Annotated in this window: 24 protein-coding genes; 11 read left to right on the top strand and 13 right to left on the bottom strand. The window is 62.3% G+C overall.

All coding sequences use genetic code 11. The features are described 5' to 3' along the window. Nucleotides 1–67: 67 nt before the first annotated feature. Nucleotides 68–991, top strand: a complete 924-nt coding sequence (gene uppS / locus A4G99_RS06200; protein ID WP_066142381.1) for a polyprenyl diphosphate synthase — start codon at nt 68–70, stop codon at nt 989–991. A 41-nt stretch (nt 992–1,032) separates the two neighbouring features. On the opposite strand, the gene A4G99_RS06195 is transcribed toward uppS, so the two are convergent. From A4G99_RS06195 to A4G99_RS06185, 3 genes are all read right to left on the bottom strand, one after another. Next, a complete protein-coding gene (locus tag A4G99_RS06195; RefSeq protein WP_223301740.1) occupies nt 1,033–2,418 on the bottom strand; it encodes a hypothetical protein in 1,386 nt (461 codons plus the stop codon). A gap of 175 nt (nt 2,419–2,593) precedes the next feature. After that, the gene (locus tag A4G99_RS06190; protein ID WP_066140791.1) at nt 2,594–3,178 is read right to left on the bottom strand and encodes a hypothetical protein; all 585 of its coding nucleotides are present in this window, start codon (nt 3,176–3,178) and stop codon (nt 2,594–2,596) included. Nucleotides 3,179–3,277: 99 nt separating this feature from the next. After that, nucleotides 3,278–3,886, bottom strand: coding sequence for an undecaprenyl diphosphate synthase family protein (locus A4G99_RS06185; RefSeq protein WP_066140788.1), 609 nt, complete (start codon nt 3,884–3,886; stop codon nt 3,278–3,280). A 96-nt stretch (nt 3,887–3,982) separates the two neighbouring features. Between A4G99_RS06185 and A4G99_RS06180 the strand changes: the two genes are divergently transcribed. After that, entirely contained in the window at nt 3,983–5,299 is a 1,317-nt protein-coding gene (locus A4G99_RS06180) for a DUF92 domain-containing protein (RefSeq protein ID WP_066140785.1), read from the top strand. Beyond that, nucleotides 5,296–5,715: an N-acetyltransferase gene (locus A4G99_RS06175; protein WP_066140782.1), complete on the top strand. Its 420-nt coding sequence runs from the start codon at nt 5,296–5,298 to the stop codon at nt 5,713–5,715. The genes A4G99_RS06180 and A4G99_RS06175 overlap by 4 nt, the downstream gene beginning before the upstream one ends. A 10-nt stretch (nt 5,716–5,725) precedes the next feature. Here the strand turns inward: A4G99_RS06175 and dnaG are convergent, their stop codons facing one another. Further along, on the bottom strand, nt 5,726–7,150 hold the full coding sequence (gene dnaG, locus A4G99_RS06170) for a DNA primase DnaG (protein WP_066140778.1): 1,425 nt from the start codon (nt 7,148–7,150) through the stop codon (nt 5,726–5,728). Nucleotides 7,151–7,332: 182 nt separating this feature from the next. Beyond that, nucleotides 7,333–7,713 carry a sugar phosphate isomerase/epimerase gene (locus tag A4G99_RS27010; protein ID WP_223301739.1) on the bottom strand — a complete coding sequence of 127 codons (381 nt, stop codon included), beginning with the start codon at nt 7,711–7,713 and terminating at the stop codon, nt 7,333–7,335. Between the two features lie 109 nt (nt 7,714–7,822). Here A4G99_RS27010 and A4G99_RS27005 point away from each other — a divergent pair, with 109 nt between their 5' ends. Both A4G99_RS27005 and tmk read left to right on the top strand, forming a co-directional pair. Continuing rightward, complete coding sequence (locus A4G99_RS27005) at nt 7,823–8,131, top strand: hypothetical protein (protein WP_223301738.1); 309 nt, start codon at nt 7,823–7,825, stop codon at nt 8,129–8,131. Nucleotides 8,132–8,210: 79 nt separating this feature from the next. Next, entirely contained in the window at nt 8,211–8,804 is a 594-nt protein-coding gene (tmk, locus tag A4G99_RS06160; RefSeq protein WP_066140774.1) for a dTMP kinase, read from the top strand. A 6-nt stretch (nt 8,805–8,810) separates the two neighbouring features. Here the strand turns inward: tmk and A4G99_RS06155 are convergent, their stop codons facing one another. After that, nucleotides 8,811–9,179: a DUF5802 family protein gene (locus A4G99_RS06155; protein WP_066140771.1), complete on the bottom strand. Its 369-nt coding sequence runs from the start codon at nt 9,177–9,179 to the stop codon at nt 8,811–8,813. A gap of 150 nt (nt 9,180–9,329) precedes the next feature. On the opposite strand from A4G99_RS06155, the gene A4G99_RS06150 reads away from it, so the two are divergent. The 3 genes from A4G99_RS06150 to A4G99_RS06140 all read left to right on the top strand — a co-directional run bounded on the left by A4G99_RS06150 (nt 9,330) and on the right by A4G99_RS06140 (nt 11,711). After that, nucleotides 9,330–9,959: a DUF1405 domain-containing protein gene (locus A4G99_RS06150; RefSeq protein WP_066140768.1), complete on the top strand. Its 630-nt coding sequence runs from the start codon at nt 9,330–9,332 to the stop codon at nt 9,957–9,959. 112 nt (nt 9,960–10,071) lie between these two features. After that, the gene (locus A4G99_RS06145) at nt 10,072–10,992 is read left to right on the top strand and encodes a hypothetical protein (RefSeq protein ID WP_223301737.1); all 921 of its coding nucleotides are present in this window, start codon (nt 10,072–10,074) and stop codon (nt 10,990–10,992) included. Nucleotides 10,993–11,000: 8 nt separating this feature from the next. Next, entirely contained in the window at nt 11,001–11,711 is a 711-nt protein-coding gene (locus tag A4G99_RS06140; RefSeq protein WP_066142377.1) for a metalloregulator ArsR/SmtB family transcription factor, read from the top strand. Between the two features lie 119 nt (nt 11,712–11,830). On the opposite strand, the gene A4G99_RS06135 is transcribed toward A4G99_RS06140, so the two are convergent. Beyond that, nucleotides 11,831–12,304, bottom strand: a complete 474-nt coding sequence (locus tag A4G99_RS06135) for a hypothetical protein (RefSeq protein WP_066140766.1) — start codon at nt 12,302–12,304, stop codon at nt 11,831–11,833. An 81-nt stretch (nt 12,305–12,385) separates the two neighbouring features. On the opposite strand from A4G99_RS06135, the gene gatD reads away from it, so the two are divergent. Together gatD and A4G99_RS06125 are read left to right on the top strand one after the other, a co-directional pair. Then, nucleotides 12,386–13,633 (top strand): Glu-tRNA(Gln) amidotransferase subunit GatD, encoded by a 1,248-nt coding sequence (gatD, locus tag A4G99_RS06130; protein WP_066140763.1) that lies wholly within the window; start codon nt 12,386–12,388, stop codon nt 13,631–13,633. After that, nucleotides 13,624–14,538, top strand: coding sequence for a GNAT family N-acetyltransferase (locus tag A4G99_RS06125; RefSeq protein ID WP_066140760.1), 915 nt, complete (start codon nt 13,624–13,626; stop codon nt 14,536–14,538). The genes gatD and A4G99_RS06125 overlap by 10 nt, the downstream gene beginning before the upstream one ends. Here A4G99_RS06125 and surE read toward each other — a convergent pair. The 3 genes from surE to A4G99_RS25760 form a co-directional block, all read right to left on the bottom strand. Next, complete coding sequence (gene surE / locus A4G99_RS06120; protein ID WP_066140757.1) at nt 14,529–15,305, bottom strand: 5'/3'-nucleotidase SurE; 777 nt, start codon at nt 15,303–15,305, stop codon at nt 14,529–14,531. The genes A4G99_RS06125 and surE overlap by 10 nt on opposite strands. Nucleotides 15,306–15,308: 3 nt before the next feature. Beyond that, on the bottom strand, nt 15,309–15,584 hold the full coding sequence (locus tag A4G99_RS06115; protein WP_066140754.1) for a ubiquitin-like small modifier protein 1: 276 nt from the start codon (nt 15,582–15,584) through the stop codon (nt 15,309–15,311). 221 nt (nt 15,585–15,805) lie between these two features. Next, a complete protein-coding gene (locus tag A4G99_RS25760) occupies nt 15,806–15,949 on the bottom strand; it encodes a hypothetical protein (RefSeq protein ID WP_190303702.1) in 144 nt (47 codons plus the stop codon). 45 nt (nt 15,950–15,994) lie between these two features. Between A4G99_RS25760 and A4G99_RS06110 the strand changes: the two genes are divergently transcribed. Continuing rightward, nucleotides 15,995–17,182 carry an NAD-binding protein gene (locus A4G99_RS06110; RefSeq protein ID WP_066140751.1) on the top strand — a complete coding sequence of 396 codons (1,188 nt, stop codon included), beginning with the start codon at nt 15,995–15,997 and terminating at the stop codon, nt 17,180–17,182. On the opposite strand, the gene A4G99_RS06105 is transcribed toward A4G99_RS06110, so the two are convergent. The 3 genes from A4G99_RS06105 to A4G99_RS06095 form a co-directional block, all read right to left on the bottom strand. Further along, a complete protein-coding gene (locus tag A4G99_RS06105) occupies nt 17,179–18,642 on the bottom strand; it encodes an HPP family protein (RefSeq protein ID WP_066140748.1) in 1,464 nt (487 codons plus the stop codon). The genes A4G99_RS06110 and A4G99_RS06105 overlap by 4 nt on opposite strands. A gap of 117 nt (nt 18,643–18,759) precedes the next feature. Continuing rightward, the gene (locus A4G99_RS06100; protein WP_066140745.1) at nt 18,760–20,676 is read right to left on the bottom strand and encodes a chloride channel protein; all 1,917 of its coding nucleotides are present in this window, start codon (nt 20,674–20,676) and stop codon (nt 18,760–18,762) included. A gap of 165 nt (nt 20,677–20,841) precedes the next feature. Further along, nucleotides 20,842–22,716, bottom strand: coding sequence for a chloride channel protein (locus A4G99_RS06095; protein WP_066140742.1), 1,875 nt, complete (start codon nt 22,714–22,716; stop codon nt 20,842–20,844). Between the last annotated feature and the right edge of the window lie 24 nt (nt 22,717–22,740).

The following is a 22,740-nucleotide window of genomic DNA, read 5'->3' as shown; positions in this document are numbered from 1 at the left end:
GAACAGCCCGCACGACCCCAAGAGGACAAGGCTGATACCCGTCGGGTGAGTGGAAACGAACAAGACGATGTTGACGCGGCTTCGGCGACAGTTGGAAACGGCGTACGAACGGCAGTTACAACGCAGCGTTTCCGGTGCGCCGACGCACGTGGCGGTCATTCAGGACGGCAACAGGCGCTACGCCAGCAAGCAGGGCGACGAGGCGTCGGACGGTCATCGAGAAGGGGCGAAGACGACCGAGCGCGTCCTCGACTGGTGTGACGACATCGGTGTCGAGGAACTGACGCTGTACACGTTCTCCACCGAGAACTTCGAGCGGCCCGAACAGGAGAACGAGTCCTTGTTCGACCTGCTTGAGGACAAACTGTACGAGTTCGCCGACGCCGAGCGCGTTCACGACAGCGGCGTCTGCATCCGCGCCATCGGAGACGTTCCACGACTCCCCGAGCGCGTCAGGGAGGCCATCGACTACGCCGAGCGACGAACCGGAGAGTACGACAACTTCGTCCTCAACATCGCGCTGGCGTACGGCGGCCGGAACGAACTCCTTCGTGCGGCCCGCGACGTGGCCCACGAAGTCGAATCGGGGACCCTCGACCCCGACGACATCTCCGTCGAAACCATCGAGTCCAGACTCTACGACCGTCCGCTCCGCGACGTTGACCTCATCATCCGAACCGGCGGGGACGAGCGAACCAGCAACTTCCTCCCGTGGCACGCCAACGGTAACGAGGCGGCCGTCTTCTTCTGTACGCCGTACTGGCCCGAATTCTCGAAGATCGACTTCCTGCGCGCGGTCCGAACGTACGAATCCCGCGAACAGTCGTTCCGGCAGGCGAAAGTCCAGCGCGCGCTCGCGCTCGTGCGCGCCGTCGGCGGTGTCGAACTGGACGAAGCGCGCTCGGTCCTCCGGAAGTTCAAGGAGTACGTTCCCGACAGCGTTTCGATGGAGGAGATCGAGAGCGGGGAAGAGCGACGAACGACAGAGTAGACGGACGATTTCTGACGACCCGTTTTTCGATTCGGACACCGTTACAGGGTATCGAGCAATGAATCGCCCAACTTCGAGAGCGATCCGATTCCGCCCGTCTCGACGTTCCTCGTTATCGGCGTCGAGTCGGCCACTATCGGCGTGCCGCTCACGCGGAAACGAACGTCGTTGAGCGTCGTCCGTCGGCCGTTCTCTATCGTGATTCCGTCCCGACTGCCGAAGTGGTGTTGGACGGAAACCCCCGAAAACCGACAGCCGTCCCGTCCAGTGAGCAGAATGGCGGTTCCGTCCGGGGCCGCGCCGTAAATCGAGAGGTTCTCACAGGCGACGCCGTGGTTCGATGGCAGTGCTTGCATGCTCGGCATCGTGGCCGGGTCGTATTCGGTGGCCGGAGAGCGGACGTTGACGGCCGGGACGCTGTAGTTGGTCTGAATCGTGGTGTTCGTGATTCGTGCGGTGCCGAACTGCTTTCCCACGACGACACCGCCGGAACTGTACGTTCCACTCAAGTCCGTAATCTCGACGGTACAGTTGTCGATTTCCGCGTTCGTTCCCTCCTCCATCCAAATCCCGCGCATGTTCGGTTTCGCCTCCGGATTCCGCGGGTTATCGATTCGGACGGTCGCGTTTTCGACGCGCGCACCGCTCGTTCCCCCACCGATGCGTATCTGGTCGATGCCGTTGTTCGCGTACGTCCCGCCCCGAACGAGCAGCGGGCCGGAGTGGGGGGACGCGTAGAGGCCTTCGGTCCAGTGTTCGACCTGACAATCGACGAACCGTAGCGAACCCTCTCCCGTGTGCGTGAAAATCGCGTTTCCGCCCCGTGATCCACCTCGCATGTGAACCCGTTCGACGAGCAGGGACGCCGACCGCTCGGGCACCTCCAGTTCGAGACCGCTCCGGGAGGACGTTCCGTGGTCACCCTCGAACCGAAGGTTTCGCAGGACGTTCCGGGAACCGGCGACCGAGAACGCGACGACCGGGGAGGCATCGGGCTTCGTGTAGTCGAAGGTGAACCCGTCGAGCACGAAGTTCCGAACCGGTTCACCGTACAGCCAGTTCCCCTGGTTCCCCGACGGAACGCGGAACGTGGCGTCGTTTCCGACGAGTCCACAGTTCGAGTGACGGGAGCAATCGAGGTTCGAAAGTCGGTATGTTCCGGGCGGGAAGTAAAGCAATCTTCCGTCCCGTAGCGCCCGACTGACCGCCGCATCGACGGGTTCGGTACCCGTGTCGTCCACGTCCAACGAACCGACGTCGACGACTTCCTCGAACCGGTCGCGATATGGACCGACGACCGACTCCTTGCTCCGCCCGGAGTTCGTGTCACATCCCGCAATCGTCGCCGCGAGGGCGACACCGGCCGCTCGGAGGTACGACCGTCTCGTAGTCCTGTCGCTCGGCGTTCCCATCCCAGTCGGAGTCACAGCGGTGCGCTATTTCACGGTTGCGGGGGTAGAGGAAGTCTACAACCGCGTTTCAGGGAGTAATCGGTCCCTTCGAAGTCGAAGCGTGATGCGCCGCGGAGTCACACGGTGCCTACCGTGGGAACGGTTCGTTCACGAATCCGAACACGACACCGGGACGAACACGAATCGGCGGTTACAATCGTGGCAGGGCGTACGTCCCGACGAGAACGCCGATTCGGCTCACGGTGTACGCGATGCCATACAGCGTGCTCGCGGCGGGTTGCAGAACGAGTAAGAGAACGAACGTCCCGAACGTGAACGAGAAGCCGACGGTTCGAGCGGAACGGGAATCGCTCATCTCCTTCCCGATAGCGTCGATTCGTTGCATGAGAACGGGAACGGCCCCGCCGAGCACGAGGCCGATGAGGATTCCAACGACGGCGACGAACGTCAACGATGGGACTCCGGTGTCGAACAGTCGGACGACGTTCTCCAGATCGTCTATCAAGTAGGCGAGAAGTACGAAGACCACGAGCACCAGTACCAACTGGAAGACGTTCACGACGAACGAGGGGAACTCGGTGAGATCGAACTCGATATCGGAGTCGGCAACCCGGAAGAACCGAAGGGAAATGACGCCGGAGAGGACGACGACGACGCCGAGAACGATGTCCACACTATCGTCGGTGAGGACGCTGAACCCGACGAAGACCGCGCCGAGCAGAACCAACAATACCGACAGATACCGCGCGAGTCGTCTTGCTCGTGTGTCGTCCATAGGCGATTATGTTAAATAGAGAACAAAAGATTTCGGATATCGTCGTTCGAAAAACCGTTCTCGGGATGTGAGTCGGAACGCTTCGCAAAACCGGGATTCCTACCGGCCGAACCGCCGCTGTCGGTTCTTGTAATCCAGAATCGCCCGCAGGTAGTCACGCTTGCGGAAGTCGCGCCAGTTCACGTCGGTGAAGTACAGTTCGGAGTACACCGACTGCCAGATCATGAAGTCCGAAAGGCGTTCCGCGCCGGTTTTGATGACGAGGTCGGGGTCGGCCGGGAACACCAATCGGGATTCGATCTCCTCCTCGCCGACCTCGTCGGCCGAGACCGTCCCGGCCTCCACGTCCTCCGCGACCGCACGCACTGCTTCCGCGAATTCGTGTTTGCCGCCGAGGCCGATGCTCACTTGGATCGGCGCGTCGGCGGGGGTGAGGTCTTCGGGGCCGCGGACGGCGATTTCTCGCGGTGCGCGGACGTTTTCGAGTTCGCGTTGAAGGGTCGGTACTGCGCCGGAATCCAGCACGCTCACGTAGACCGTGATGCGTTCCGCGCCGTAGTCGAACGCCCACTGGAGGAACGATTCGAGCGTTTCGTACGCGCCTTGTTCCAGCAAGTCGCGTTCCGTGATGACGACGGCGATATCGCTCGGCGGGTCGGCGTTCTGACGGCGAACGCGGGCCGTGAGGTACTGGTCGTAGAGTCCCACTGGAACGGAGTAACCACCATCGACGCATAAACGTCACGCCCCGCGCCGTTCGCTTCCTTCGAGAATATTAAGTGGCCCTCCGCGAAAACGAAACTCGTGACTTCGAGCATTCGGCGGGCGGCGGCGTTCGCAGGGGTTGCGACGCTCTCGCTCGCCGCGTCGGTGCTGGTGGCGGCCGTAGCGGCGTTGTTCGCCGCAATCGGTGCAGTCGCGCTCGTCCTCGACGAAGGGACGTTGTTCGACCTCTTCGCGCGGCCGAGCGACCGGAACGAGGGACGCCTGCGCGGATTGGCCGCGTTCTCCTTTGCAACTGCCGCGCTCGCCATGCTCGTCATGCTCGTCGGGTTGCCGACGAGCGTCTTCGTCGCGGCGGTCTGTCTGCTCGCGTACGGGAACCTCACGGAACAGGTCGTTCGAACGCGGAGCAGCGCGACCATCGCCGCGACCGCCGGGTTCACCACCGGCGGCTTCGTCGCCGCTGTTTTCGCGCAAATGATCGTCCGGGGTATTCAGGGGAACCCAATCGGCCCGAAGGTTCCGGAACTGGTTTTTCTCGCAGCGAGCGGTGCGCTATTGGCGGGGTTGCTCCGCTCGGTGCTCTTCGAGCGGGACGATCCGGTAGTGATGTTTTCGGTCGCGGTCCTGCTGTGGCTGTTCACCGACCTCACGATGACGGTGACGAAGTGGGACATCATCCTCGCCATCGCCATCACGGTCGGCTTCGGCTACGTCTCGTGGGCGCTCGACACGGCGTCCGTCACCGGCATGCTCACCGGCATCCTCCTCGCGTTGCTCACCATCGTCCTCGGGGGCTACCCGTGGTTCGCCGTCCTCATCTCCTTCTTCGCGCTGGGGGGACTGTCCACGAAGTTCAAATACGAACAGAAACGTAAAAACGGCGTCGCGGAGGCCAACGAAGGCGCTCGCGGCGGCGGTAACGTCCTCGGCAACGCCGCGGTGGCGCTGGTCGCGGTACTCGCGTTCGCCGCCAGCGACTGGCTGCCGGTCACGAAAAGCGTCTTCCTCTACGCGTTCGCGGGAAGTATCGCGGCCGCCATGAGCGACACCCTGTCGAGCGAAATCGGCGGCGTGTTCGACAACCCCCGACTCATCACGACGTGGCGGCGGGTCGACCCCGGCACCGACGGCGGCGTGACGTGGCAGGGCGAACTGGCCGGAGCGACCGGGTCGTGTATCGTCGCCCTCATCGCCGTCTCCCTCTTCGGCTCCATCGGTCCGCTCGGCGGCGGCGTCATCGCGCTGGCCGGAATCGGCGGCATGACGGTGGATAGCCTCCTCGGTGCGACCGTGGAGGGAGAGGGACTCGGCAATCAGAGCGTCAACTTCCTCGCAACGCTTGCCGGGGGACTCATCGGTGCCGGGTTGGCGTTGGCGGTGGGCCTAGCGACGTGATCCGACCGGCGACGCCCGACGACCTTCCCCGACTCCGGGAGGTTCGGTCGTGGCTTTCCGAACCGACGCCGAAACTCCTCGAAACGACGATTTCCGAACCGGGTTCCGTCTTCGTCTCGACTGCTGACGACGAACCAGTCGGCTACGTCCTCTGCCTCGTCGGCACCGATGCGTACATCGCCGAACTCGTCGTGGAACCGATACACCGCAGGGAGGGTCGGGCGAGACGGCTTCTCCAAACCGTGCTCGATTCGGCCCGTGACCGCGGTTGTACTCGCGTCTCGCTCACGGTTCACGAGGAAAACGAGGGCGCTCGGTCGCTCTACGAGTCGATGGGGTTCGAACTCGTCGGGCGCGAATCGGAATACTACGCCGACGGTGGAGACGGGTTGCTGTTCGAGAACCAACTCCAGTGAAAAGGGAACGCTACTCCTCGTGGAACCGATCGGCCGTGATGATACGGACCGTCGTCGGTTTTTTGACGAACTCGCCTTCGTCGCGGGAGACTATCTGTTCGACGCCGCGCTGGGCGGCGACGTCGAGGACCCGCTGGCTGAGCGTGCCATCGAACACGACGGCGTGTGGCACCGTCTCCGACCCTTCGATGGCCGCGAACGTCTCGTCGGACGGTGCTTCGGACAGAATACCGAAGTCGTCGTCGAGTAGTCGAACCGTCGCCGCCCCGTCGTCGATGACCGCTTCGACATGACCGCGAAGCGTCGTCGGTTCGTCCGTCGTGGCCGAATCGGTCGGGTCGGAGTCGGCCACCTCGGAATCCGCCGTCTCGGAATCCGCCGTCTCGCCCGTTTCCGACCCGTCAGTCGTTTCGGCCGTCCCGTCCGTTTCAGCGTCTTCGTCGGTTTCAGCGCTTTCCGTCGGTTCGACGGTCGTGTCAGTTTCTTCGGTAGACGATTCGCTCGTGGACGTCGCGTCCGCTTCCGAGGCGTTCGTTTCGGTGGACGATTTCAGCGGTCGAACGGTCGAGGATTCGTCTATTTCGGGTGCGGGAAGCGTGCTTCCGTCGGTTGCGGCCATCACCGTCTCGTCCGCGTCGAAGCGGTCGAACCGACGCTTCCCTCGCAGGGACGCCATCACTTCGTCGCGCGAGAGATCCTCGACGGATTTTCCCGTCGGCGCGACGGCGACGTAGTCGATGTCGCCGACCTGGTCGAGTTCCTTCAAGATCAGGTCGCCGCCGCGGTCGGCGTCGAGAAACGCCGTGGTCGTCCGCGCCTGCGTGAGGTCGGCGACGGTGTCCGGGACGTTCGTCCCCTCCACCGCGATGGCGTTTTTCACGCCGTAACGGAGCAAGGTCAGTACGTCGGATCGACCTTCGACGACGATGATGGCGTCGCTGTCGACGACGTTCGGTCCGGCCGGGAACCCTTCGTATTCGGTGATATCTTCGACGCGGATGCTCTGTCTGACTTCGTCCAGAATCTCCTGGCTCGTCATGACGCTGTCGTCGAACGACGACGACAGCAGGTCTTTCGCACGGTCCACGACTTCGCGTCGTTTCGCCGCCCGCACGTCTTCGATGCTCGCAATGCTGACGCTGGCGCGACACGGCCCGACGCGCTCGATGGTTTCGAGCGACGCCGCTAAAATCGCCGTCTCGACCTTGTCGAGGCTGCTGGCGATAGTGATGGTCCCGAACGACTGGCCGTGTTGGCTCTCGACGTGCACGTCGATTCGACCGACTTTCGAGGACTGTTGGAGGTCGCGTAGATCGAGGTCGTCTCCGAGCAAACCCTCTGTCTGCCCGAAAATCGCCCCGACGACATCACTGCGTTCTACCACCCCGTCGGCGGTAATGTCTGCGTGAATGAGGTATTTCGCTGTATCGTCCATGAGTGATGAACTGCCCTCCGGGAGGGCGTGATTGTACCGTCCATGAGCGTGGCCATGGATACGTCTCAGTGTGGCGCTCCAACGCCCAAATACCTGTCGTCACGGGGGTTCCCTCCTGCGATCCTACCACAAATTCGCGTGTAAAATCATCACCATTGATGGTCGGATTGATGATCGGCCCGCTACTCGTTCAACTTCCGGAGATGTTCCGCACCGTGAGCGAGCGACGCCAGCGGGTCGCTCGGCGCGTCGTGTTCGTAGACGAGCCAATCGGTCCCCGCGTTCCGCGCCGCGTTCACGCAGGCGGACAAATCGACGTCACCCTCGCCGAGTTCGACGGGTTCCCCGTCGAGTGTGTCCTTGACGTGAACCAACGGGGTACGATCCCCGAGCGAGTCGATGAGCGCGACCGGGTCCCGTCCCGCCGCCACGGTCCACCCGAGGTCGAGTTCGATTTCGAGTTCGGACTCGTCGAGAAAGACCTCGAACCCGGTCTTCCCACCGACGTCCACGAACTCGTGGTCGTGGTTGTGATAACAGAGCGACGTGCTGTGGCCCTCCATCCGCGCCGGCGAGTTCGTCCAGTCGCCGCGCCGTCCGCGTCGCCTCCTCCACGCTCTCGAAATGCGACGCGTCGAGATACGGAACGACCGCCCACTCACAGCCGATTTCGTGATAGATGCGCGCCGCCCGTCCCGGGTCGTCCTCCAACTCGTCGATGGGGACGTGGGCGGCGGCAACATCCAACCCGGTATCGTCCAGCGCGTCGGCCACGTCCGCCGGGTCTGCGTCGCCGAGTCCCGCGAATTCAACGCCGTCGAATCCCACCTCGCCGACTCTCGCGAGTATTTCCGGGAGGGGTTCGTCGATCTCACGGAGCGTGTACAACTGAATTGCCGTTCGCATCATACGTTCCCGTGCGCGGGCCACGGAGTTAGTGATTGTTCCTCCAGCGACGACGTGAGACTGCAATCGAAATAGTCACGCCAGTAGACTCGAACCGCACCGTCCCGCTTCCGAAATCCACGAACGTTTTACCCGGCGACCCGAAGTGGGGGATATGTTGCTAACGCTGGAGGGACTGGACGGGAGCGGAAAGACGACCGTCTGGGAGGTGCTTCACGAGGAGTTTCCCGAAGCGGTGTTCACCCGTGAGCCGACGAACACGTGGTACGGCGATGCGGTCAACCGCTCGATAGGGGACGACGACGCCGACTCGATCGCCGAACTGTTTCTCTACACGGCGGACCACGCGGCCCACCTCGCGAACACCGTTCGACCCGCGCTGGAGGAGGGAAAACTCGTCATCTCCGACCGCTACTCCGATTCGCGGTACGCCTATCAGGCGGTCGCACTGGACGGGGCCGTCACTCGCCCGATGGAGTACATCATCGGCGTGCACCGACCGTGGACGCGGCCACCGGACTGTACCATCTATCTCGACGTGGATCCGGAGACGGGCGCGGCGCGAAGCGGCGCGACGAACAAGTTCGAACAGGCCGGATTCCTCGCGCAGGTACAGTCGAACTACGAGCGACTGATGGAAGCCGAACCGGGGCGGTTCGTTCGCGTCGATGCGACCAATTCGCCCGAGACGGTTATCGACAACGTCGTCTCGACGATCGAACGCGTGCTCGACAGAGCCGACGAGTAGGACCCGTCAGACCGCGCCGCCGCTTCCGAAACCGGGATGGCGACGCTGGAATCCGATAAGCTGTTCGACACGATCCGCTTTCGCCAGCAGGACTTCCTTCAGTTCGGGAGGGTTACGAATACGAGTGTTGTCGAGCAACTCGTCGGGAATCACGAGTGTATTGTCCGGGATATCGTCCTCCGCATGAACGGAGAAGTGTTGCTGATCGATTTTCATCACGAGCGGCCAGTCCAACCGCTCGACGCCTTCGCCGGAGGAGTACAGGGCTTTGTTGACGGATTCGTGATCGTCACGACACATGACGGCGTGATCACCCTCGTATGGCTCGACGTAGAGCCGACCGAGGTAGTATCCGCTGGAAAACGATTCGAACATGAGTGACAATAACACACAAGGGCCAATAGTTATATAGGGCTTATGCGGAAGCGTTATGTCGAACGGCAATCACTCGGGTTTTCGTTCCGAAGGTTTCGGGGACGCAACGGTGATAGCAGTTCTTTTAATAACTCGCTACGCGGGTAGAATATGGCAGTTCCCGAACGCTATGCCCGCTACTATCTCGAAAACGCTCCGAGTTTGGTGGTGCTTATCATTCTCAACCTCGCGCTCGTCCTCGTCGGCGTCAACTTCTACGTGGAGACGATGCCGGGCGTTCCGCTCTTTCTCTGGCCGTTGTATGCCGATTCGCCGACCGCAGTTGCACTGTTCGCCGCGTCGCTTTTCACCCTCCTCCCGAACCTCGGCAGGCGTCTTTCGGACTCGCCGCAGAACCTGCCGCTCGCGTATCTCAACACCATCGCGTTCGTCTGGCTCGTCCAATTCGGCCTCTGGACCTTCACCGCGCTCAACCTCGGCTTCTCGCACTACTACGCCCCGCCGTGGACCGACTCGGGTATCCTCGACTACTGGGGCATCATCATCGCTCACCTCGCGTTCATCCCGGAGGCGTATCTCATTCCAAACTACGGAAAGACGACGAGAGGTGCGCTGGTGGCGGCATTCGTGTTGATGATGGCGAACAACGTTTTCGATTACGTGTTCGGTTACCACCCTCCGCTTCGCTACAAAGTCGGAATCGTACTACCGATTCTCTCCGTCGGAATCACGTTCCTGTCCGTCTTCGCCGCTTCACACGCCATGGACCGGTTAGAGTGATGGAGATGTCTTTTTAAACGTTCTTCCCTCCTCTCGATTCCTCGTTACGAGATGTGAACAGAACGAACGAATTACCCCCTTTTTAAGTGATGGCTGAGTACTAGAGCGGTAGATGAACGCCCTTCGTGCCATCCTGTTAGCCGTCCTCGTCGTTTGTGGATGTGCCGTAACCATCCCAGCGGCGGCGGCCCCGACGCCGAACACTCCGGCAGATGTCACCTCCATCCAACGGCAGCAACAAGCGAACAACAGTACGGTCCGAATGAACAACAGCACGCTCGGTGCCGAAATTTCGTCGTTCATGCAGGTCAGTACGTCCCAGGCCGAAGGCTCGGTCGATACCGGTCTCTGGGTGGCCAGATTCAACCAGACGAAGAACAAATCCGCCCAGCAGGCGCTCGTTCGACACCGCGTCGACGACATGCAAAAACAGCTATCGGACCTTCGGGATAGGAAGCAAACGCTCGTCACGAAGTACAAAAACGACCGTATCAGCCAACTCAGATATCAATCCGAGATGAGCAAGCTAGTCGGCGAAATCAGTTCGCTCCAACACTCCATCGCGGCGACACACCCGCGGGCCGTCACCGTCGGAGCACAGGTGAACGAGTTGAACAAGCTAAACAAGCAGTCGAAGACCGTTGGAGGTCCCGAAGCGAGGGAGATCGCCAAATCGATGCACGGCGTCACTTTCGATGAGAGGATTCGATCCCCGGAGGGGATTCGAACAACACCACGCAGGGTCCCGGTACGGGAACGGAGATCGGCGCAGGAAATGGAAGTCTCAGCGGGAACCACACGGTCAACACTAACGGAACGGTCGGCACCGGAAATGGGTCCGTCGGCGTTGGCAAAGGAAACGGAAGAAGTAACGGGAACGGAAACGAGGGCGGGCAGGGGCACTGAAGGGGAACTGAAACGGAAACTAAAACGACCGCCGGATCGAGGAAATCGGGCGCGATACCCTATATTTCACCTGAAATCGGCGTTTACCACCGAGAGACACCCTTTTCCGTTCGGGTTGCCAAGATGAAGACGCGAATGGATTCCGCCGCGTTGCTCGATATACTCGGAAATGAAAACCGACGGCGTATCCTGCGGCTCCTCTCACACAAGCCCTGCTACGTGACCGAGATTAGCGATTATCTCGGCGTCAGTCCGAAGGCGGTCATCGACCACCTTCGGAAACTGGAGGAGGCAGGACTAGTCGAAAGTCGGACTGACGACCAGCGTCGCAAATATTTCAACATCTCACGGAACCTCCGACTCGAAGTGGACGTCTCTCCCTACGAGTTCGGAATGAAGAGCGCGTATCCCGCGAGCGCCAACCTCGACGTGAGTTCGTGCCAGTATCTCTCCTTGAACGTCAAATACCTCAACGAGCAGGTCGAGGACGACGAAGACGACGAAGACGTCGAGCAGATGAGCGACACCGAGGCGAGCAAAATCGCCGACCTCGCGTCCGAGCTCAACAGTTTGGAGGAGTTAAAGAGCGAGTTATCGCTCGCACAACGGTGGGTGCACGGGCGGATGACGAGCGTCCTCGACTCGCTGAGCGACGCGGTGGACGGCAACGGCGAAAATCGGATCCGCGCGGAGATTTTGGCCGCGCTCGCCGCCGGTGCGGAGACCACCCGTGAGATCAGTCGGGAGGCGAACGCGCCGGAACACATCGTGGAAAACCACCTCGGGAGCATGGCGGAGCGCGGAGTCGTGGAGTCGGACGGCGAAAGCTGGACGTTGTCCGGATAACGGATCGGATTCTACGCACGGACATCTAAGCAACCACACCTGACGAGTGTACACGCCGTCGTATTGAACTACGAACCGGGGGACGTGACGCGACGAAAACGAGTAACGGAATCGACCGACTACAGGTCCTTGGTCAGACCGTCGCGCAGGTCGCCACCGAAGTACGCACCGAGACCGCCAGCGACGAGACCGGCGACGAGACCGATGGCGAAGATGGGGAACCCGGCGACCGAGAGCGCGACGATGTTCTTGAGCGCGAAGACGACCCCGCCAGCGACCCCACCGGCGACCGCCGTCTCCGCGATTTTCGAGTCGCTCGTCACCGCCCCGAGGACGAACGAGACGGCGAACATGGCCACGAGGCCAGCCACGCTACCGAGGATCGGAATGACGCCGCCGAAGAACATCGCCACGCCGAGGAGGAGCGTCGCAACGCCGAAGTAGCGAACCGAGAACAGGTTCCCAGCGCGCTTTTTCGCGCGACTCGTGTAGCTTTCGCTGCTCGTCTCCTCGGCCCCCTCCCTGCCGTCGATGTCGTTGAGGAGGTCTGAGACATCGGTATCGGTTTCGCGCGTCCGAGTGCGCTGAGTCATGTTTCCGAATTGACGCCGTTAGGTAATGTGCCTTTCCCCGAAACGAGTGGATTGAAGTCGAACGCCGCGCTACCCCGAGATATGAATCCGGGAGACCGCGTTCGCGTCGAGCGAGCGGACGAAACCTACGAGGGAGTTTTGCTTCCTTCCACGACGGCGGCGAACCTCGTCGTCAAACTCGATGGTGGCTACAACGTCGGTATCGACCGCGACGACGCGACCGTCGATGTGCTCGAATCGGAAGTGTACGACATCGAAGACACGGAATCTGGCGACTCGTCGGTCGTGGAGTTCGACCCCGACCTGCCGACGATTTCGCTCATCAGTACCGGCGGAACCATCGCCTCGACGGTCGACTACCGAACCGGCGCGGTGACGGCCCAGTTCGACGCCAAGGACGTGCTTCGTGCAGTCCCCGACCTCGCCGGGCGGGCGAACTACCGCGGCCGCGTCGTGGCCAACATCCTCTCCGAAAACATGACGCCGGACGTGTGGCAGGAGTTGGCCCACGCGGTGTACGAGGAGATCGAGAGTGGGGCGGACGGCGTCGTCGTCATGCACGGGACGGACACGATGCAGTTCAGCGCATCCGCCCTCTCGTTCATGCTCGACACGCCGGTTCCCATCGTGTTCACCGGCAGTCAGCGCTCGGCCGACCGGCCGTCCTCGGACAACGTGATGAACGCGGTCTGTTCGGTCGAAGCCGCGAAATCCGACTGCGCGGAAGTACTCGTCTGCATGCACGGGAGCGAAAGCGACGACGTGTGTGCGCTTCACCGCGGCACGCGCGTCCGGAAGAATCACACCTCTCGCCGGGACGCCTTCGAAACCATCGGCGCGAAACCACTCGGCGAAGTGGACTACAGCACCGATGACGTCACGGTCCGCTTCCGACGGGACTACAACGAACGCGGCGCACAGCAACTGGCGCTCGACGACGACATCGAAAGCGAAGTCGAACTCATCAAGTTCACGCCGGGCATGACCGTCGATTCGCTCGATTACGCCGAAGGCAAGGCCGGACTCGTCCTCGAAGGGACCGGATTGGGCCACGTCCACTCCGAGTGGGTCGACCGAATCGGCGAACTCGTGGACGACGGAACGACCGTCGTCATGACCAGCCAATGCATCGGCGGGCGCGTCTGTGACCGCGTGTACGACACGGGCCGCGACTTGCTCGATGCGGGTATCGTGGAAGGCGAGGACATGCTCCCCGGAACGGCGAAGGTGAAACTGATGTGGGCGCTCGCGAACAGCGATACGCCCGAGAAGACCATGCGGACACCAATCGCGGGCGAGATCACCGAGCGGTCGGTGCCATGGGAGTAAGCTGTATCGAACTCCGTGAGGCCACGCACGACGATTACGATGACGTCGTGGCGTTCACGGAGGATACGTGGTCCGACCGGGACAGCAGCGACTACATTCCACACGTCTACCACGACTGGATAGACGGCGACGACCGTTACACCGTGGTCGCCGACGCCGGGGACGCCATCGCCGGAATCGTCCAGTGTGTCATGCTCTCCGAGTGGGAAGCGTGGGGACAGGGAATGCGTGTCAATCCCGATTTCCGTGGCCAAGGCATCGCAAACCGCATGACGAGCGAACTGTTCGACTGGGCACGCGATCAGGGTGCGACCACGCTCCGCAACATGGTCTTCTCGTGGAACATCGCGGGACTCGGACAGTCACGAGCGACCGGATACGAGCCGATTACCGAATTCCGGTGGGCCTACCCCGAACCCGACGCGAACGCCGACCCGGCCATGACGGTGACCGACGACCCGGACGCCGCGTGGGGATACTGGACCAAAAGCGACGCGCGGTCACACCTTCAGGGCCTCGCCCTCGACTTCGAGGAATCGTGGGCGCTCTCGGAACTAACCCGCGACGACCTCGAACGCAGTGCCGAAAACGACGGACTGCTCGTCGTGCGGGAGAACGGAACGCGCGGATTCGCTAGCTTCTTCCGGGAGGAAGAGCGGAAAAACGAGGACGGCGAACCCGAACTGTGGGCCGAGTATACCATCAGCGCGTGGGAGGATGCCGACGCCGCCCGGTCGCTGTTCGCCGCGATGGCCCGCGACGCCGCAGCGCGTGGCGCGGACAGAATCCGAACGCTCATCCCCGAGACGCCGCGTTTCGTCAGCGATACGGCCTACTCCCGGGTGAAAGTCGATGGCGAACCGGACTTCGTGATGGGGATGGATTTGACGAAGGATTATCGCTGATCGACGGCACCGGCTATTTTCGAAGCGATTTCCGTATCCCGTAGCTCGTGTGCGACGCCGAGCGGGGAGATGCTGATTTCCCCGTCCGCGAGCGCCCGGCGGTCGGTTCCGACCGGGTCATCCAGCGGTTCGGGTCGGTCCGGCCGAAGCGGGTCGTAGAATTCGTCGACGAGGGCGATAGCATCGCGGTCGTCCCCGTCGAGGTCCTCGATTCGTACGTCGAAATCGCGTGCAGGGTGCGTGATTCGAACGTTCGGAGAACCGTCCGAGACGGGGGCATTGACGTTCAGATACGTCCCCGAATCGATGGCCTCGGCGTGTTCGACGAGCGAGCGGGTGATTCGGGCCGCCTGTGCGAAGTTTTCACGGTCGAGTCGGGGGAGTGCACCATCGACGGGGTCGTAGGCCGAAACCGCGATTCCCGGGATGCCGAGGAAGGCGGCTTCCTTCGCGGCCCCGACGGTCCCCGAGCGGTCGAGTTTGTGTGCGCCGAAGTTCGGCCCGTCGTTACAGCCCGCAACGACGACGGCGGGATTCGTATCGAGCGTTCGGACACCGACAGCGACACAATCACAGGGAGTCCCGTGAACGACGAGACCGCGCTCGTGGTCGTCCACTTCGACGGTGTGGGAGTTCGACCGGCCGACCCCGCTCTGGTCCTCCGCGGGGGCGACGACGGTCACGTCGGCGACGGTCGAAAGTTCGTCGTACAGGGCGTCGATGCCGGGCGCATCGATGCCGTCGTCGTTCGTCAGGAGAACGTCCACGCGCTACCCACCACTCACTGGAGGAAAGAGCGCCAGCTCGTCGCCCGGTTCGAGCGGGGTTTTCAAGCCGTCTTCGGAGGAGACGTCGGTCCCGTTTCGAAGGACGTTGATGTGGTCGTGGAGGCGGCCATCGTCGTCCAGAACGCGATGTTCGAGTTCCGGCCGCGGCGCGAGAAGGGCGTCCAACGCGTCGCCCACGGAATCGCCCGGTTCGGCGTCCACGGGCACCTCCTTGTCGCCGGCGATCTCGGCCAGATCCGCGAAGAGTTTCCACTGCATGGTCGGTACGACGGTCGGAGACGGGAAGTGAGTTTCTTTCCCACGAAAGACCGTGGAGAAGCCGGTGAACGAATAGGACCACGAGGGCAGTGACGACCATCGAACCGATTTGGTTCCGGTATCCTACATAAAAACTCGGGGAAGGCGATGACGACCGATGAGATAGTAGCCATCGCCTACGGCATCGCAGGGACGCCCTGATTCTCGGCGAGAATGGATGGTCACGGCGTTCGACCGATGGGGCCGTGATGTCGTTGGTTCGGGAGCGGTCGGTCAAGCACGCTGACGGGTATCATCACCAAAACGTCCGTTCCCGTTTCGTTGTGGCGTCGTCCCGTGAATACCGTTCCGTCGATGGATGACACATCGACCACCCCATTTATCCCACCGGGCGTTGCACCCATGGTCGTATGGCGGGGGGGTTCCGACGGCGGTTCACGTCGGCACGTGTCGTAGTGTGGTTGGTAATCGGGGTCGCGCTCCTCTCGATAGCGACGGGTCTCGTCACGACGGCGACGGGGTCGACCGGCGGTAGATTGTTCGGCGGACTGATTCCGGAGGCCGTCCGGCAAACGACGTCGTACACCGGAACCATCGTCGGGTTTCTGTTGCTCATCGCCGCGATGGGACTGCGGCGGGGGTTCCGCGCCGCGTGGTACTCGTGTGCCCTGTTGGTGCCGATCACCGTCCTTCACGGATTCTTACAATCGACGCCGTACTCGCTTCCGCTCGTCGCGTTCGCGCTCGTGACGGTGCCCGTGTTGTTCCTCGTCCGCGGGCGATTCCAGCGGCCGATAGAGCTCTCCACCGCCCAAATAGCCACCGCGGTCGCCGTCGTCGGGGCGCAACTGTACGGCACCATCGGCGCGTACGCGCTCCGCGGGGATTTCAACAACCTCAGAACGTGGTTCGACGCGTTCTACTTCACCCTGCTCACCGCCAGCACGGTGGGGTACGGGAGCATTCAACCGACGACTCCGGCTACCCGAGCGTTCGCGATGACCGTCGTCGTCTTCGGAACCGGCAGTTTCGCGGCGGCGTTGGGGGTGCTCTTCGCGCCCATCGTGCAGAACAGTTTCGCCAGCGCGCTCGGCAAATCACCGAACTCGAACATCGACCTCATGGAAGACCACTTGCTCGTCCTCGGCTACGGACACCTGCTCACGGAATCGATACTCGACGAACTCGGCGGCACGACCGAGTACGTGGTCGTCGTGGAGGACTCCGACCTCGCGGACGAACTCCGCGAGCGGAAGAAGGTCGTCGTCCACGGCGACCCGAGCGACGAGGACGTGCTCCGGCGCGTCGGCATCGACCGAGCGAAGTCGGTGCTCGTCGCCACGGAGGACGACGCCGCCGACTCGCTCGGGGTGCTGACCGCCCGGCAGTTGAATTCCGATATTCGAATCGTGGCGGCGGCCACCGAACGCGAAAACGTGAACAAACTGCGTCGGGCGGGAGCGGACATCGTCGTCAGTCCGACACTCATCGGTCGCATGTTGGTGCAGGCGGCGCTCGGTGGCGAGCACGTCGAGGAGATGGCCGAACAGTTGTCCGGCGACGCATCGAATCGAACGCTGACGGATTTCGAGCGTTAGCCCCGGTGTACGACCGCCACGTCGCACTCGATCTCCTGCAGTCGCTCGAACGTCGGTGGCGAGATGAACCGCGATGCGGCGCTCCTGTCGGTGCTCGCCCCGATGATGATGAGGTCGTAGTGGGAATCGTTCGCGGAGAGGAATTGTAGAATTTCGTGGCGGGAAATCCGCGTCTCGAACGACCCCGAAAACGCCTCGACGAGGTCGGCGAGGGTCGATTCCGCGCTTCGCCGCTGGGATTCGCGGTCGATGCAGGTGCAGACGCTCACCGTTCCGGTCTTCCCGGCGAGTCGCTGTGCGAAATCGAGCATCACGTGGGACGTATCGCTCGCTCTCCGGACGGGAACGAGAACCCGTTTCCAATCGAGTCGGGTGGAATCAGTCGGCTCGGGTGCCACGCTGGGACGGTACACGATGGCGTCGGTTCGCCCGCGGAACAGCGTCCGGACGAACGACGAGAGTCCACCGTGTTCGTCCTCGTACGGAACGACGACGAGGTCACAGTTCTCCTCCCGGACGGTCCGCAGTATCGTCCGTGGCCGCGTTTGGTCGTCGCTGGCGACGATGACTTCACAGGCGACACCCATCCGGGTTCGAATGCGTTGGGCCTGGCGTTCGAGGGCGGTCGCCGCCTCGTCCGCCGCCTGTGTCTCGGCCTCGTCGTCGGGTTCCATGACGAGCGTCTCCGTTTCGCTCGATTCCCCGCTTCCCCTCGCCTCCTCGATGGCGTCCTCGTCCACGATGTCCATGAGGACGACCTTACCGGCGTCGTGTGCCGCCGCCAGTTTCGCGGCGAACATCGCCGCCCCTTCGGCGTACTCGCCGCGCATCGGAACCAGAACGTGGTCGTCGCCGCTCGTGGACTGATAGAGGTAGCGCGAGCGTTTCTGGTACACCTCGGTGTGCCACACGCTGAAAATCGAGATGACGATGAGGCTCGAAATGATGACGCTGAGGACGTACGTCGGTTGGTGGACGCCGACGACGACGGCGAGCAGCGCGGTCGAGAACGCCGCCGGGAGTTCGAGCGAGAGCGACCACGTCGTCACGAGCGTCAGAAACACGGCCAGTGCGGCGGTTATCGGATGTGCGTGTAACGGCTGTAGGTCGGGAATGTGGAGGTACGTCTCGGAGAAGTAGACCGAAAACCAGCCACACACCGCACCCGTTCCGAGGCTGCCGACGAAGTTTCGAGGCGAGGCGTATCGCCCGTTCGGGTCGCTGAACAGGGTGTACGTCCCCGAGGCGAGCGGCGGATAGAGCAGAAACGACAGCGTCGACACGCGGTCCGAAAGCGCCGTTATCCCGGCGATCAGGAGCGGTAGCGCGAAGAGCGCGGTCAGGTGACGAAGGTTCGCACTCGTCTCCAACCAGCGACGAAATTCCTCCGTCTCACGGCGTCTGGTCCGGCGAAGGCGGGACAGTACGCGCTCGTACATCGTCCGCAGCGATTCTCGCATCAAAGAAGAGTTGTCCACCCCGGTGCATATTCGTTTCTGCCGATTCGCCCCTGACTGAATCCGTTCTGGCTGTCCACCCGAGTCGAGAATCCACTTCGTTCGTCCACCCGAGTCGATTTACTTGTCCGCGCTGGTGTTGGGGAGTTTCGGGTCGGTGACGACCGGGATTTCCACCTCGTTGCGCGACAGTTCGGGCACGTTATCGTAGGCGTCGAGGATGTCGCTTCGAGTGACGATGCCGACGGGGTGGTTGGCCTCGTCCACGATCGGAATGCGACCGACGTCCAGTTTCTCCATGATATCGACGACGGAAAGCAGGTTCGCGGACGGCGGCACTGTCAGCACGTCCGTGGACCCGATCTTCTCGACCGGGGACCGGTCCTCGTCCGGCAGGTCGATCTCTTCACGGCCTTCGATGGTGTGGATGATGGAGTTCGTGAGTTCGGATTCGAGGTCGGTGAGCGTGATGATTCCGACGAGGCTTCCGTCCTCGTCCACGATGGGAAGCCCGTGGTGTTTCGTCTGTTGGAACATCATGAGGGCGTCCTCGCAACTGGCCCCGACCGATAGCGTATCGACCTTCGTCGTCATCACATCCTTTGCACACAAGTCCTCCAGGCTCCCGATACGTCGTTCCTGAACCGTGATACCGAGTTCGCGGAGCTTCTCGGTGAAGATCGTTCCGCGGTTGAGCAGTCGTTGGGTGACGATACTGCCGATGACCGTGACGACGAGGAGTGGAAGGATGATCGTGTACTGCCCGGTCAACTCGAAGATGACGAGCGTCGCCGTCAGCGGCGCGCGTGCCGTCGCCGCGAACACGCCGCCCATCCCGACGAGGGCGTAGGCTCCAGCCCCAGCGATTGCGAGGGCGGGGATGAACGCGAACGTGTGGGAGATATCGGTGAACAGTATGCCGGAGAGGATACCGAACCCGCCGCCGACCATCGCGCCGATGTAGAGTCCCGGCGAGAACACGCCACCGGAACTGCCACTGCCGACCGAAAAGGAGAACGCCAGCAGTTTCAGCAGTGCCAGTGCGAGGATGACCTGCAGCGAGAGGTGGCCCGCGATGGCCGTGTGAATCGTCGTATATCCCACACCGAACAACCAATCGGCGGTCGTGATCGGCGTCTCGTGGAGGAAGACGGCACTCAAGAGGACGGTTCCCCCGAGGAGCAGGCCGCCGACGGCCGGTTTCACGTACTCGGGGACGTCGAGGCGGTCGAAGACGTGTTCGGTGCCGTAGAGGGTTTTCACGATAACAGCACCGATGACCCCGATGACGAAACCGAGCACGATGTACAGCGGGAACTCCAGCGCGGGCGTCAGCATGTGATAGTGAATGCCGTTTCCGTTGTTGACGCCGTGGACGAGGAACTCCTGAACACCGGGACTCGGGGTGAACTGGAGAATCGTCCGCGCGACTGCGGTGGACATCACGGAGGCCAGCACGACGACGATGACGTTCTGGAGGTAGTATTCGGCGAGCAGAATCTCCAGCGCGAACATGACGCCCGCCAGCGGCGCGTTGAACGTCCCCGCGATTCCGGCCGCCGCCCCGGCGGCCACCAGGGTTCGGGTGTATTTCTGGTCCATGAATCGACCGAAGAACGAACCCGCCGCGCTGCCGATCTGAATGATGGGACCTTCACGACCGAGCGATCCACCACTGCCGATGGCGATGGACGATGCAACGGTCTTGTACACGGATATTTTCGGGTCGATCTTCCCCCCACGGACGAGCATCGATTCCATGACCTTCGGCACGCCGCTGCCCTTGACCTCCGTCGTCGTGAATTTGATGACGATACCGACGAGCAACCCGCCGATGGTCGGGATCAAGAGCAGTTCGAGCGGGCCGAGAAACGAGAGCGCGGCGTAGACGTTGGGGATATCGATGAGGTTGAACTGAACGCTGCCGGGGTTGAGCTCCTGTCCGAAGAAGACTTCCTGTGCCGCCCAGATACTCAGTCGAAAAATAACAGCGCCGAGTCCGGCGATGACGCCGATGACGATTGCGATGAGGTTCATCCGGATTTCTTCGTCTTTGAGTGAGAGCCCGGATGAACTATCACCTGACTTCGAATTTGAGCTGGAGAGGATAGGTAATGCGCTCGATAACCCCATTTATGTGCCTATACTGAGCCAGGGGGGAATTCCCTTTCGGTATCGGGACGACGCGGGAAGTGGACGATCCTAAACGAAAGACGGCATCCGGTCGTACGCATCCAGCACGTCGCTTCGGGTGACGATACCGACCACGGTGCCGTCGTCCACCACTGGCAATCGTCCGATATCTAGCGATTCCATCCGGTCCACGACCGAGAGCAGGTTCGTGTCCGGGTGAACGGTACAGACGTCCGTGGTGCAGACGTCACCGACCGTCCGTTCCGCCTCGGGTCTGTCGGTTTCTCCCTCCGCACGACCGGTCATGAACGGTTCGAGGTCGGTCAACGTGATGATACCGACGATGTGATCGTTTTCGTCGGTGACCGGAAAACCGCCGTGGTCGCTGGTTCGAATCGTCGGTATCGCCTCCTCGATGGACAGGTCCTCCGAAAGCGTCTCGACCTTCGTCGTCATCACGTCGCTCGCACACAGGTCTTCCAGACTCCCGATACGCCGCTCTTGGACCGTGATTCCGCGCTCACGGAGTTTTTCGACGTAGATGGTACTGCCGTGGAGAAGGCGGTTCGAGAGTTCGTTACCGAGAACGCAGACGAGCAAGAGCGGGAGGATGATGTCGTACTGCCCGGTCAACTCGAAGATGATGAGCGTCGCCGTCAGCGGTGCGCGTGCGGACGTCGCGAAGATACCGCCCATCCCGACGAGGGCGTAGGCACCCGGCCCGGCAGTTCCGGGCACGAACGCGTGGACGATGGTGCCGTACGTCCCGCCGAGCATCGCGCCGATGTAGAGGGAGGGAGAGAACACGCCGCCGGAACTGCCGCTGCCGACCGAGAGGGAGAAGCCGATGGCTTTCATTAGCGCGAGAACCAACAGCAACCCGATGCCGAAGTTCCCGAGGATACTGTGACGTATCGTATCGTATCCGACGCCGAACAGCCACGTCGCACTCCGAAGGTCGGAGACGCCGAACACGGCCGCCGTGACGAGTGCCGAAAGGCCGAGCAACGCTCCGCCGAATGCGGGTTTCGTCGCGGCGGGAACGTCGAATCTGTCGAACACGTGTGCGGTACCGTAGAGCAGTTTCACGACGCCAGCACCGACGACGGCGACGAGCAGACCGAGTACGATGTACAGCGGGTATTCGACCAGCGGGGAGACGAGGTGGTACTGAATGGGCACGAGAAACGAACGGACACCCGGTTTCGGGGTGAAATCGAGGAACGCCCGAGCGACGGCCGTCGCCGTCACCGCACTCAACACGACCGCGATGACGTTCTGGAGGTAGTACTCGGCGAGCAGGATTTCCAACGCGAACATGACGCCACCGAGCGGCGCGTTGAACGTCCCCGCGATTCCCCCCGCTGCTCCCGCCGCGACCAACGTTCGGGTGTAGGCGTGACGCTCCACGTACCGTTCGAAGAACGATCCGGCCGCGCTGCCGATTTGGACGACGGGTCCCTCGCGGCCGAGCGACCCGCCGCTCCCGATGGCGATGGACGAGGCGACCGTTTTGTACACCGCGACTTTCGGGTCGATTTTGCCGCCGCGAACGAGGATGGATTCGAGCACTATCGCGACTCCGGTACCCCTGACCTCCGGCGACGTCAGTTTGATGATGACGCCGACGATGAGACCGCCGACGGCGGGAAGCAGGAGGAATCGAACGGGACCGAGAGCTACGAGAACCGAAAAGGCGTTAGGAACGGCAACGAGCGGGAACTCGACGCTACCGGGGTTGAGTGCCGGTCCGTAGAACAGTTCCTGGACGATCCAGATGCCGAATCGAAAGACCACTGCGCCGAGTCCGGCGACGATTCCGGTCGCGAGGGACAGGACGAGCATCCGAAGGTCGCCGTCCAACGGGAACGACCGTAGGGACGATGGAGACAGGGACGGAACACCGTCCACTGCCGGGTCGTCGCCCCCTCGCCCTCCAGCCATGGACACCAACACGACGGGGAGTTG

This window comes from Haladaptatus sp. R4, assembly GCF_001625445.1.
Lineage (GTDB): Archaea > Halobacteriota > Halobacteria > Halobacteriales > Haladaptataceae > Haladaptatus.
This window is presented reverse-complemented; position numbering and strand designations above follow the sequence as displayed.